The sequence below is a fragment of the Pseudomonas sp. NDM genome, assembly GCF_003105095.1.
Taxonomy (GTDB): domain Bacteria; phylum Pseudomonadota; class Gammaproteobacteria; order Pseudomonadales; family Pseudomonadaceae; genus Aquipseudomonas; species Aquipseudomonas moraviensis_A.
In genome coordinates, this window is record NZ_QETJ01000154.1 from 1 (window position 1) to 11,390 (window position 11,390).

At 60.6% G+C, this 11,390-nt stretch carries 12 protein-coding genes; 3 read left to right on the forward strand and 9 right to left on the reverse strand.

Features of this window, described 5'->3' with window-relative positions; all coding sequences use genetic code 11:
* Positions 1-59: 59 nt before the first annotated feature.
* The 5 genes from hcnC to DCO47_RS22155 form a co-directional block, all read right to left on the reverse strand.
* Complete coding sequence (gene hcnC / locus DCO47_RS22135) at positions 60-1,319, reverse strand: cyanide-forming glycine dehydrogenase subunit HcnC (protein ID WP_116658926.1); 1,260 nt, start codon at positions 1,317-1,319, stop codon at positions 60-62.
* Complete coding sequence (hcnB, locus tag DCO47_RS22140; protein ID WP_116658927.1) at positions 1,312-2,721, reverse strand: cyanide-forming glycine dehydrogenase subunit HcnB; 1,410 nt, start codon at positions 2,719-2,721, stop codon at positions 1,312-1,314. Before hcnB ends, hcnC begins: the two co-directional genes overlap by 8 nt.
* A complete protein-coding gene (locus tag DCO47_RS22145; RefSeq protein ID WP_042609268.1) occupies positions 2,718-3,032 on the reverse strand; it encodes a (2Fe-2S)-binding protein in 315 nt (104 codons plus the stop codon). The genes hcnB and DCO47_RS22145 overlap by 4 nt, the downstream gene beginning before the upstream one ends.
* A 238-nt stretch (positions 3,033-3,270) precedes the next feature.
* On the reverse strand, positions 3,271-3,810 hold the full coding sequence (locus DCO47_RS22150; RefSeq protein ID WP_042609267.1) for a hypothetical protein: 540 nt from the start codon (positions 3,808-3,810) through the stop codon (positions 3,271-3,273).
* A 220-nt stretch (positions 3,811-4,030) separates the two neighbouring features.
* Positions 4,031-4,960 carry a hypothetical protein gene (locus tag DCO47_RS22155; RefSeq protein ID WP_016775227.1) on the reverse strand — a complete coding sequence of 310 codons (930 nt, stop codon included), beginning with the start codon at positions 4,958-4,960 and terminating at the stop codon, positions 4,031-4,033.
* A gap of 308 nt (positions 4,961-5,268) precedes the next feature.
* Here DCO47_RS22155 and DCO47_RS22160 point away from each other — a divergent pair, with 308 nt between their 5' ends.
* Positions 5,269-5,952, forward strand: coding sequence for a response regulator transcription factor (locus DCO47_RS22160; RefSeq protein WP_042609265.1), 684 nt, complete (start codon positions 5,269-5,271; stop codon positions 5,950-5,952).
* Complete coding sequence (locus DCO47_RS22165; RefSeq protein WP_116658928.1) at positions 5,930-7,324, forward strand: HAMP domain-containing sensor histidine kinase; 1,395 nt, start codon at positions 5,930-5,932, stop codon at positions 7,322-7,324. Before DCO47_RS22160 ends, DCO47_RS22165 begins: the two co-directional genes overlap by 23 nt.
* 127 nt (positions 7,325-7,451) lie before the next feature.
* Here the strand turns inward: DCO47_RS22165 and DCO47_RS22175 are convergent, their stop codons facing one another.
* The 4 genes from DCO47_RS22175 to DCO47_RS22190 form a co-directional block, all read right to left on the reverse strand.
* On the reverse strand, positions 7,452-7,865 hold the full coding sequence (locus DCO47_RS22175) for an SRPBCC family protein (RefSeq protein ID WP_116658929.1): 414 nt from the start codon (positions 7,863-7,865) through the stop codon (positions 7,452-7,454).
* 21 nt (positions 7,866-7,886) lie between these two features.
* Complete coding sequence (locus DCO47_RS22180; RefSeq protein ID WP_064363601.1) at positions 7,887-8,684, reverse strand: SDR family NAD(P)-dependent oxidoreductase; 798 nt, start codon at positions 8,682-8,684, stop codon at positions 7,887-7,889.
* Between the two features lie 352 nt (positions 8,685-9,036).
* Positions 9,037-9,705, reverse strand: coding sequence for an HAD-IA family hydrolase (locus tag DCO47_RS22185; protein ID WP_116658930.1), 669 nt, complete (start codon positions 9,703-9,705; stop codon positions 9,037-9,039).
* 57 nt (positions 9,706-9,762) lie between these two features.
* Entirely contained in the window at positions 9,763-10,182 is a 420-nt protein-coding gene (locus DCO47_RS22190; protein ID WP_065616054.1) for a response regulator, read from the reverse strand.
* 200 nt (positions 10,183-10,382) lie between these two features.
* On the opposite strand from DCO47_RS22190, the gene DCO47_RS22195 reads away from it, so the two are divergent.
* Positions 10,383-11,324, forward strand: coding sequence for a class I SAM-dependent methyltransferase (locus DCO47_RS22195; protein ID WP_116658931.1), 942 nt, complete (start codon positions 10,383-10,385; stop codon positions 11,322-11,324).
* Positions 11,325-11,390: the final 66 nt, after the last annotated feature.

Genomic DNA, 11,390 nt, shown 5'->3' on the forward strand with positions numbered 1-11,390 from the left:
CTTATTCATTACTGACACACTGCTATCGCGAGCAGGCTCACTCCTACAGGGGATCGGTGTCAGGCCAGTTCTAATTCCAGTGTCGGTTTGACCGGTACCACTTCAAACCGATCCGCGAGAAACGGCGTGATATCCAGCGGCAGCGGTTCGTCATTCACCAGTTTGTCCAGCAACACCCCGGTGATCGCCGACGTCAGAATCCCCGTGCGGAAGTGTCCGCAGGCATTCAGATACCCCTCGACCCCACGCATGGACCCGAGGATCGGCAGCTCATCCGGCGACCCCGGACGCAGTCCTGCCCAGGTGCGCTTGAGGTTGACGTCCGCCAGCTCCGGCAGGCAGCGCACCGCGCCCTGCACCAGCCCGGCAATCTCCGGGAAGGTGGTGGTGACGTCGAAGCCTTTGTCTTCGGTGGTGCTGCCGATGAGGATTTCGCCATTGTCCTTTTGCGCCACGTAGCAATCGCTGGTGGTCAGACAGCCGTTGAGGATTTTCGGCATTCGCTCGGTCAGTAGAATCTGGCCTTTCACCGGTTTCACCGGAATACGAATCCCCGTCGCCCACTCACTCAGATCCGCCGCCCAGGCGCCGGCGGCGTTGATCAGCGTCTTGCAATGAAACACCCCCGCCTCCGCCGTCTGCACACCCGTGACGCGAGTACCGTGATGCAGCACGCCGGTGACGTTGGTGTTGACGAAGAGGTCGACGCCATTCTGCCGCGCGCCTTCCATATAGGCATCAGCGAGGCGGAACGGACTGACCTGATGATCGCAGAGAAACTCCAGCGCACCACGAGCCTCATGACTGACACTCGGTTCCGCCGCGCGCAACGCCGCTTGATCGAGCCAGCGCACCTGATCGGCCAAATGCGGAATGCAGCCGACGATGTGCTCGGCGTAGAGCCGGTCTTCGTCGTCATAGATCACGAACTTCAACCCGGTCTTTTCGAACTTGCAATCCATGCCGTGATTGTCTTTCAACTCGCGGTGCAACGCCGGGTAAAGAGCGTTGGACTGCAAGGCAAAATCGAAGAAGGATTCCGGCAAGATATGCGGGGTACTGGCGTCCACCGCCACCGCTGCGCCCTGGGTTGCGCGCTTGCGATTGGCCGACATCATGCGAAAGAAGATCACCCCGCAACCGAGGCCGACCGACTCGCCAATCGCCCACAAACCGCCAGCCGAAGCGCGGGTCGCGTTGCCGGGGCGCTTGGCGTCGATCAGCGCAACTTTCAGATTTTTGCGCTTGGACAATTGGTAGGCGCAGGAGGCGCCGATCACTCCGCCACCGGCAATGACCACGTCGTAGAACTTACTCATGGCAAGCGCCCTCCTTGCCGAGGGACTGGAACGCGGAAAACGGTACCGGATCAATCGGGAAGCGCGGGCGCAGCCAGCCGACATCCTGACGTCCGGTGGCTTGGCGCAGGCGATCACTGCAATAGCCCACGCACATCCGCCCCTGACAATCGCCCATGCTCACGCGGGTGCGCATTTTCAGGCTGGCGATGTCTTGCACGCCCTGCTCCAGCGCCAGGTCGATGTCAGCGCGGGTCGCGTGTTCGCAGCGGCAAATCACCGTGTCGGCCGCAGGCAGAGCAATCTGACCGACGCCGCGCTCGGTGTAGCGATCCACCGCCGCACGAAAGCGCACGATGGCTCTGAGTTTGCTCGTGTAGCGATCGCGGCGCACGCGGGCCAGTTCGGCGTCGAGCACGCCGCGTTGCAGCAGGATGGAAGTGGCGGCGATCCTGCCGGCCAGCATCGCCGCTTCACCACCACGGATCCCGCCCATGTCGCCGGCCAGATGCACATGCGCCACGTTGCTTTGTTGCCAGTCATTCGCGTGGGCACGCAGGTAGCCGTCTTCGCTGAAACCATGATCGAGGCCCATCTGCTGGCTCAATTGCGTGCGCGGAATAAAACCGTAACCGACCGCCAGCGTCTGCGCTTCGAAGCGTTCGACCCGCGACAGATCCGCCTCCCAGGTCGCCGAATACGGCGCGACGCTGACGCTTTTCAACTCGCCTTCACCGTGGGCTTCCACCACACCCCAGCCGTAGTGCATCGCAATGCCGTGCAATTTCAGATAAGCGAGCATGCTCAAGCCGTCGAGGAACAGTTGCGGCTTGTTCAGCAGCGCCAGACTCTCCCGGGCGATCTTGCCGAACGCACAAGCCTCGTACACCCCGGCGACGCGTACGCCCGAGGCATGCAACTGGGTCGCCACCAGCGGCAGCAACGGCCCGGTGCCGGCGATGATCACCGGCCCTTGCGGCTTGACCACGCCACTCTTGATCTGCAATTGCAGACCGCCAAGCAGGATCACTCCCGGCAACGTCCAGCCGGGAAACGGCACGCTGCGTTCGTGACAACCGGCGGCGAGCAGCAGCTGCGGATAAGCGATCTCGTGCAGCTGTTCATCGCCGTCAAGCACCACCATTGCGCGAGTGCCTTCGGCGCCAACCACACGGTGGTCGAGTCGCACGTCGATCAGGCCCGACTGCTGCTGAAATTCACCGTGCAGTTTGTCCAGCGCTTCCGAGTAACGCGGCCCGAGATAATCCAGTTGCACGCCATCGCGCAACGGCCCGCGATACACCACCCCACCGAGGCGCGAGGCCTCTTCGAGCAAGGTGCAGCGCACCCCATGGCGCGCCAGCTCGATGGCCGCCGCCATCCCCGCCGGCCCGCCGCCAACGATCAACGGTTGCAGGCTCATACGACCTCCTGCGCGACGACGCGGTTGACCTGGGTTTCAACCAGCATGCCGTCACGCACCACGGTCTGACAGGCGCGGCGCTTGTGGCGACCGTTGATTTTCACCAGACAGCACTGGCACACGCCCATGCCGCAATAGGCGCCGCTGATCTGATCGTGATCGTTGCGTGCGATCTGACGCACGCCGAGGGACTGGATAACGCTGAGGACGGTTTCGCCGATAGCGGCGCTGACCGCTTGGCCATTGATGTGCACGGTCATGTCCGCCTGCACCAAGGGCTGGATATCGAAGGTTCTTTCTAGGCAGTTCATTACGGTGTTCGTCCGTGAAGATTCGGTTGAGGTTGTGTCAGCTCCTTGCTGCACTACGCCTCGTCGACGCTTTTATTGCTGTGTTTTCAACGTCGACGCGGATACTTCGTCAGCGCAACAAGGTGCGCGACAAGCACTGTAGCTCATACCTCAGCAAAGGCCTGGGTCATTTACGGTAGGCGATATCGCCAGGCGAAATATTGATCCAGGCCAGGGAAAATGGCGGGACGGACATCGATCAGTTGGAGAAGACGAACTGGCCTTTGATCTTCTTTGCGCCGAAGAAACCAAGGTCGGGGAACAGCAGGTTTTTCAGCCAGGCCACGTAGAAAATCATCGCCAGGGTGATTGCCACACCGATCACCGTACCGGTCGGGTCATCCCCGTATTCCTTGAACATGCGCGGAACCTGGCTGATCGAGAGCACCACGTACACCGTGTAAGCATGAGCCGCGTTGCGATAAAAACCCCAGGCAAAGAGCAAAGGCACGCCACCGGCGAACAAACCAAGCCCGATGGCGAAACCGGTGCTGATGGTCAGCCCGAGGAGATAGCCACCCACCAGACCGATCAGGGCCTGAACGTAAGTCAGTCCGAGGAGGATCTTGATCTTGCCGGCGTGGCGTTCGAGCAGATCCGGATCCGGGCGCGAACCGATCAGATAGGCCAGCGCCTTGTCTTTCAGCGCACCACCGGAGAAGGCCTTGAAAGTTTCGGTTTTCGAGCGCCCGGCATCGAGCATTTCGGCGACCTGGCGTTTGATTTCCTTCTTGTCCACCTGACTCATCCTTAAAGTGATAAAGCGGAACGCCCGCTTTGCGCAGGAATTTTCGCTTTTGGCCCCGCAGAAAGCAAAAAGCCGCTTTCACCCGAAGGTAAAAGCGGCAGAGGCATCCTGCCTCAGAGGGATCAGTGTACGAACAGGGCGATCAGGATGATGATCGGGATCGGCACGCCGAGGAAGAACAGCAGTAATGAGCGCATGGTGACTCTCCTTTTTAACGAACCGGAGTGGTAGTGGTGTAGGTGTCGACTTCGACGTACTCGACCGCATCGCGACGACGACCGCCGAAGGTGGCTGCGAGGCTGGCGAAGAATGCGCCGGCCAGCAGCGCAACGAACATCCACAGCGAGGTGTAGGCAGCAACTTTCGCGGCGGTGTCAGCTGCTTGCTGAGCTTTCAGTTTCGCGTCAGCGATGGCTTTCTGCGTGTTGGCGTAGATCTCGTCGACACGACGCTCGGCATCGGCCTGGCTCAGATTGGTACGTTGCGACACCAGTTGTGCCAGATACGTGCGATCTTCGGCGCTGAGCTGACCGTTGGCCAGGCTCTGGGCGAAGATGCGGGTCACGGTGCCGCGTGCGGCGTCATCGCTGACGGCAGCAGGACGATCATCGCGGAACAGGCTGTCGACGAAGTAGCCGTACTGATCGCTGTCAGTGTTGGCAGCAGCCGAGCCGGCGGCCTGGCTCATCGCACCGGCAGCACCGCCGACTACATTGGCACCGGCCTGCACACCACCGCTGACGACGCTGCTCACCGAACCGACAACCAGCACAGCCGTGACCAGCGTAGCGACGCACCAGGCGAGGAAGCCGTGGGCGGTGTCGCGGAAGTAGACTTCGTCACCGTGCATGTTGGCCCACTTCACGCGCAGACGGCCGGCAATATAGCCGCCCATGCCGGAGGCAATGATCTGCGTTACCGCCAGCCAGACAATCGTCGAAATGCCCAGGCCTTTGGCGCTGACGCCCTCTCCGGCCCACGGTGATACAGCCGAAAAGCCCAGGCCGAAGCCGAGCAGTACCAAAATCATCGACAGTGCTGCGGCAGCCGCTGCACCCGCGAAGATCGCGCCCCAGGACACGCCTGAGACACTGCTCGACTCTTCCACGGCAGGATAATAGCCATCAGGGGATCTGTTCATTGTTGTGCTGCTCCAGGCATGAAAAATGGTGTTACAACTCGTCAAGTGAGGAATTGCAGTGACCGTGCCAGTTACAACCTTTTAATAAATCGATACTTTTCAATGATTTATAAAACTTGAACTTCCTAAGCCCGTGCAATTTGCAATAAAGGGCGAACTGCTGCGGGTTTTCTGCATTGACGCCAGAGTGGCAAATCCGATCAGTTCTGATTTGCGTGGGCAACCAACATGAAAGTTAATTTAAAGCGTCACGGTAATTTCTTGGCAAAATGCTGCCATTCCGTTTGAACCGATCAGCAGGCCTGCCTATGACTCGTATCTTGACCATCGAAGACGACGCCGTGACCGCGCGGGAAATCGTCGCCGAACTGAGCAGCCACGGGCTGGACGTCGACTGGGTCGACAATGGCCGCGAAGGCCTCGACCGCGCCGTCAGCGGCAACTATGACCTGATTACCCTCGATCGCATGTTGCCCGAGCTCGATGGCCTGGCCATCGTCACCACCCTGCGCACCATGGGCGTGGCGACGCCGATTCTGATGATCAGCGCCCTCTCCGACGTCGATGAGCGGGTGCGCGGCTTGCGCGCGGGTGGCGATGATTACCTGACCAAACCGTTCGCTACCGATGAAATGGCCGCGCGGGTCGAAGTGTTACTGCGCCGGCAGAACAGTGTTGCCACCCAGGCCACCACGCTAAAAGTCGCCGACCTCGAACTCGACCTGATCAGCCACGAAGCCCGCCGCGCCGAGCAAGTGCTGACGCTGCTGCCGACCGAATACAAACTGCTGGAGTTTCTGATGCGCAACAGCGGCCAGATTCTTTCGCGAATGATGATCTTCGAAGAGGTCTGGGGTTATCACTTCGATCCGGGCACCAACCTGATCGACGTGCACATCGGCCGTCTGCGCAAGAAGATCGACGCTGCGGGCCATGTTCCGCTGATCCGCACGGTACGGGGCTCGGGCTATGTCATTGCCGAACCCGTCTGATGGCTGGCGCTCCTCCAGCAGTCGCTTGCTGGCGCTGTACAGCACGCTGTTCGTGGCCTGGAGCGCAATTCTCATGGGGGTCATGTACTACGAGGTGTCCGGCTACCTCGACAAGCTCGCCAAACACTCATTGATGCAACGTCAGCACCTGTTCTCGCACTTTCGCGGCGAGCAGCTGGAAGACGCCCTCGCCGCCAGCATGACCTTCGACATTCGCGGCATCGACGCCTACGGTCTGTTCGACGCCCAGGGCAATTACCTGGGCGGTGCGCTGCAACAAATCCCCGAAGGACTGCCGCTGGACGGCAAGATCCACATGCTCGCCGAGTGCGCCGATTCCGACGACCCGACCCTGCCAAGCGACAGCTGCGACGCGGTGGCCACACAAACCCGTGACGGGCGCTGGCTGGTGTTGCTGCGCGACAATGGCTCGTTGTTTGCGGTCACGCGGATCATTCTGCACGCGTTGTTCTGGGGCGTGTCACTGACGATCCTGCCGGGCATCGCTGGCTGGCATCTGCTGCGGCGCCGGCCGTTGCAGCGCATTCGGGCGATCCAGAACAGCGCCCAGGCGATCGTTGCCGGTGACCTGACGCACCGTTTGCCGCTGTCCAATCGCCGCGATGAACTGGACATGCTCGCCGCCATCGTCAACGCCATGCTCGAGCGCATCGAGCGCTTGATGAACGAGGTCAAAGGTGTCTGCGACAACATCGCCCACGATTTGCGCACCCCGCTGACCCGCTTGCGCGCGCAGTTGTATCGCATGCAGCAACAGGCCGGCGAAGGCTCGCAGGAAGCGGCGCAACTGGATCTGGTACTGGCTGAAGCGGATACGCTGATGGCACGGTTTCGTGGTCTGTTGCGGATTTCCGAACTGGAAGATCGCCAGCGCCGTTCCGGCTTTGTCGAGCTTGATCCGGTGCAACTGCTGGAAGAGTTGCACGAGTTCTACCTGCCGCTGGCCGAGGAAGGCGATCTGCGTTTCCAACTGAACATGCCGGAGACGCTGCCGCCGCTCAATGGCGACCGGGCGTTGTTGTTCGAAGCGCTGGCGAATCTGCTGAGCAACTCGATCAAATTCACCCCGCCCGGCGGCACGGTGATGCTGCGTGGGGTCAATGCGAACGGGCAGACGCGGATCGAGGTGCATGACTCAGGGCCGGGGATTCCCGAGGCTGAACGTGAGGCGGTGTTTCAGCGATTCTATCGCACTGAAGGTGGCCAGCCGCAAAGTGGTTTTGGCCTGGGACTGTCGATCGTCGCGGCGATTGTCAGTCTGCACGGCTTCAGTCTTGAGGTCGGCGGCAGTGATCTGGGTGGGGCGAAACTGGTGCTGGATTGCCGGCAGAGTTTGATTGAAAACTCCTGATTCCGAACTTGAAACGCAACCCCCTGTAGGAGTGAGCCTGCTCGCGATAGCGTCGTCCCAGTCGATACCTATGTTGACTGACACACCGCAATCGCGAGCAGGCTCACTCCTACAGGGGGTTGCGGTGTCATCTGGTTGGGTAATTGGCCCGCAGGGCGTCGAGCCCGCCCTGATAGATGCCGTTGAACAACGCCACCACTTCTTCATCGCTCACGCCGACCGCGTTGAAGCGCCCCGACCACGTCACCCGCGTCCCCTGACCTTGGGCTTCAACCCTGATCGTCGCCAGGTAATCACTGGCCGGGAACGGCGCCTGTTCGATCGAATAGCTGTAGGTTCGAGCGGCGTTATCGAAGGTCTGCAGACGTTCGACCACCACGCCGCCGTCAGCGGTCTTCAGGGTGCGTACGCGCCCGCCTTCGCTCAGTTCGCTGTTGGTGATCAATGGCAGCCAGTCCGGCAGCGTGTTGAAGCCGCCGATCAATTGCCAGACCTTATCGGCCGAGACCGGGATGTCGATGGTTGCGGATGCTGTTGGCATAAAACCTCTCTTTTGAAAAATTCAGATAGTCAGGCTGTCGACCACACCGCCATCGACGCGCAACGCGGCGCCAGTGGTGGCCGAGGACAGCGGCGAAGCGATGTAAGTCACCAGATGCGCCACCTCCGATACATCCGCCACGCGCTGGATGATCGAGGTCGGACGCGCCTTGCGCACAAAGGCGTCGGCTTCGTCACGCAGGTCGCGCCCGGACTCGGCGGCCGCGTCCTTGAGCATGTCCTGCAGGCCATCGGTAAAGGTCGGCCCCGGCAGGATCGCATTGACCGTGACTCCGGTGCCAGCCAGACGTTTGGCCAGGCCGTGGGACACTGCGAGGTTGGCACTTTTGGTCACACCGTAATTGAGCATGTCCGCCGGCGTCGCCACGCCGGATTCCGATGACAGGAAGATCACCCGGCCCCAGCCCTGCTCGACCATCGCTGGCACGTAATGCCGCGCCAGGCGCACGCCGGAGATCACGTTGACCTCGTAGAAGCGCGTCCACTCGCTGTCGGGCGTTTCGAAGAAATCGACGTCATTGAAGATGCCCAGGTTGTTCACCAGAATGTCCGCGCGCGGCTCTGCAGCGAAAAGCTTTTCCGCGCCCTCGGCGGTGCCCAGATCGGCGGTCAGACCGCGCACCTGCGCGCCCGGCACGGCTTGGCGAATGCTCGCCAGCGCCTGCTCGACCTTGGCCGTGTCGCGACCGATCACCACCACCGTGGCCCCGGCTTCGGCCAGCGACTGGCTGATGCCCAGACCGATGCCGGCGGTACTGCCGCTGACGATGGCCAGTTTTCCACTCAGATCAATCTTCATGCGTTTACCTCATTGGCAAGGGGTTTCACCGCGCTCGATTTTGGCGACGATTTCAGGAGCATGGATCAGCGTAGTTGCGATATTACGTGCGCGGTTGAGCTGCCGACCGGTGACGGGGATGTTGCCTGGTTCGAGAATTTTCTGCGCCTGGCAGAACGCAGCCCCTCACCCTTGCCCTCTCCCGGGGGAGAGGGAACCGACCGAGTTGTGCTGAATTTGACGTCGACCTGAAAGACCATAGCGATTATGGATTCAGAGAAGACCTTTCACGTCGGCGTATTACCTGAATATCCCCCGGTCAGTCCCCTCTCCCTCCGGGAGAGGGCTAGGGTGAGGGGCATTTCGGAACAGATCAGATTTCCGTCAGACGAAGCAGACCATCGGCGCCGACCCTGACGCCGATCGCATCGTAACTGGCCAACGTAGCGTGAGCCGTTTCAATCGGATGCTGATGCGTAGTGGTGATGACCATCAACGCCGCGCCCGCCGCTTCCGCAGCCTGAATACCAACCGTCGCGTCTTCAAAAATCAGACAGTCAGCCGGCTCGACCCCCAGCTTTTTCGCCGCCAGCAGATACCCCGACGGATCAGGCTTGCCGGCCTTCACATCTTCAGCCGTGATCATCACTGCCGGCTGCGGAATCCCCGCCGCTGCCATCCGGCGCAGAGCCAGATCCCGCGGCGCTGACGTCACCATCGCCCAGCGATCTTTCGGCAGACCATTGAGAAACGCTGCTGCCGCAGGAATTTCGACAATGCCTTCAACATCTTCGATTTCAGCGGCGGTAATGAACGCCGCCTGTTGCTCGGCATCCACACCCGGCAGATTGAGGCGGGTGATCGTGTCGATCGCCCGCGCGCCATGGATGGTCGGCAAAAACGTCTCGACCTCCACGCCATGGCGCACCGCCCACGCTGACCAGATGCGCTCGGCGGCGGCGATGGAGTTAAGGACGGTGCCGTCCATGTCGAACAGAAACGCAGCGAATGCGCGATCAAAAACCGATGCTTGTGCAGACAAAAGAGCAAATCCTCTGACAGATGGCCGGGGCAGACAGCCCCGGCAATGTAGCACTTGTCAATGCAGCTGCGGATGCGGAGCCTTGGATTTGAACGCACTTTCCACACAGTCGAGCAACTGACCGATCGCCCACGGCTTCTTGATGAACGCCACCGAATGCTTGACCCCGGAGGTCTCCGGCGTTTCATAGCCGGACATCACCATCACCGGTTTTTCCGGCCAGCGATCGCCGACCAGATTCGCCAGGTCGGCGCCGTTAAGCGTGCCGGGCATGGTGATGTCGGTCAGCAATAGCGCGACTTTCGCCGCGTGTTCTTCCAGATACAGTGAGGCGGCGTCGGCGCTGGTTTGCGGTTCGACCTTGAACCCTTCCTCCTGGAGAATTTCGCAAAGAAATTCCAGAATCAACGGATCGTCCTCGACAACCAGAATCAACCCGTCAGGAAGGTGCGCGCTCGACCTAGGTGTAGGGCACATGAACAGCACTCCCCCGAATTACATTTTTTGAATAGCGGTTTTGAATCCGCTGCTTATCTGGTATGAGCAGCGCGTCTTGTAGAAATTCATTTTTGATACAGCAGATTTCGCCAAGGTGTTGTTTTTCGAGGTGCAGCGGCCGTCTGCAACCCTCATTTGTGGTTAAAATGCCGGCCCTTTGAAAGGCCGAACCGTAATCCATGAACCCTGAAGCCCTCGCCACCCTCCACGCCCATTTGCTGCCCGCGCTGGCAGCGGCACCCAGCGAAACCCGCCGTTTGTTTCATGGCCGCGGGCGCTGCTGGCCGGGGCTGGAACAGCTGACCGTGGACTGGTTGCAGGGCGTGGTGCTGGTGGCGCTGTTCAAGGAGCCGGCGCCCGAGCAATTGCAACATCTGAGGCATTCACTGTTGCAACTCGCTGCCACGAGCGAATGGCAGCAGTCCGGCGCACACACTCTGCTGATCCAGCACCGATACCTGCCGCAAAGCACGGCCGAATGGCTGATCGGCGAGGAAATCGAGGAAATGACCATCGTCGAGGGTGGCTTGCAGTACCGCGTCGATCTGGGCCGCAAGCAAAACACCGGTCTGTTTCTCGACATGCGTTACGGCCGCAACTGGGTGCGCAAACAAGCGGCGGGCAAGCGGGTATTGAACCTGTTCGCTTACACCTGCGGCTTTTCCGTAGCAGCGATCGAGGGCGGCGCCAGTCATGTGGTCAATCTCGACATGTCCCGCGCGGCCCTGAGCCGTGGTCGCGACAATCATCGGCTGAACGGCCACGACCTGAGCAAAGTCAGCTTCCTCGGTCACGACCTGTTCAAGTCCTGGGGCAAGGTGATCAACAGCGGCCCGTACGATCTGGTGATCATCGACCCGCCGTCGTTCCAGAAGGGCAGTTTTCTGCTGACCAAAGACTATCAGCGCGTGTTGCGCCGCTTGCCGGAGCTGCTGACCGCGCAAGGCACGGTGCTGGCGTGCATGAACGATCCGTCGTTCGGTTCGGACTTTCTGATTGACGGCGTTACCCAGGAAGCGCCAAGCCTGCGCTTCGAACAACGACTGGAAAATCCGCCGGAGTTCCCCGATATCGACCCGGAGAGTGGCCTGAAAGCCCTGGTCTTCCAGCGCATCAGCTGACACAGAAATCCCCTGTAGGAGTGAGCCTGCTCGCGATAGCGGTGTGTCAGTCAGCAAATGGTTAAC

Coding starts and splice junctions, on each gene's coding strand:
- hcnC (WP_116658926.1), bottom strand. CDS start 1,319: ATGAGTAAGTTCTACGACGTGGTCATTGCCGGTGGCGGAGTGATCGGC.
- DCO47_RS22175 (WP_116658929.1), bottom strand. CDS start 7,865: ATGCCAACAGCATCCGCAACCATCGACATCCCGGTCTCGGCCGATAAG.
- DCO47_RS22165 (WP_116658928.1), top strand. CDS start 5,930: ATGTCATTGCCGAACCCGTCTGATGGCTGGCGCTCCTCCAGCAGTCGC.
- DCO47_RS22195 (WP_116658931.1), top strand. CDS start 10,383: ATGAACCCTGAAGCCCTCGCCACCCTCCACGCCCATTTGCTGCCCGCG.
- DCO47_RS22180 (WP_064363601.1), bottom strand. CDS start 8,684: ATGAAGATTGATCTGAGTGGAAAACTGGCCATCGTCAGCGGCAGTACC.
- DCO47_RS22190 (WP_065616054.1), bottom strand. CDS start 10,182: ATGTGCCCTACACCTAGGTCGAGCGCGCACCTTCCTGACGGGTTGATT.
- DCO47_RS22155 (WP_016775227.1), bottom strand. CDS start 4,960: ATGAACAGATCCCCTGATGGCTATTATCCTGCCGTGGAAGAGTCGAGC.
- DCO47_RS22160 (WP_042609265.1), top strand. CDS start 5,269: ATGACTCGTATCTTGACCATCGAAGACGACGCCGTGACCGCGCGGGAA.
- hcnB (WP_116658927.1), bottom strand. CDS start 2,721: ATGAGCCTGCAACCGTTGATCGTTGGCGGCGGGCCGGCGGGGATGGCG.
- DCO47_RS22145 (WP_042609268.1), bottom strand. CDS start 3,032: ATGAACTGCCTAGAAAGAACCTTCGATATCCAGCCCTTGGTGCAGGCG.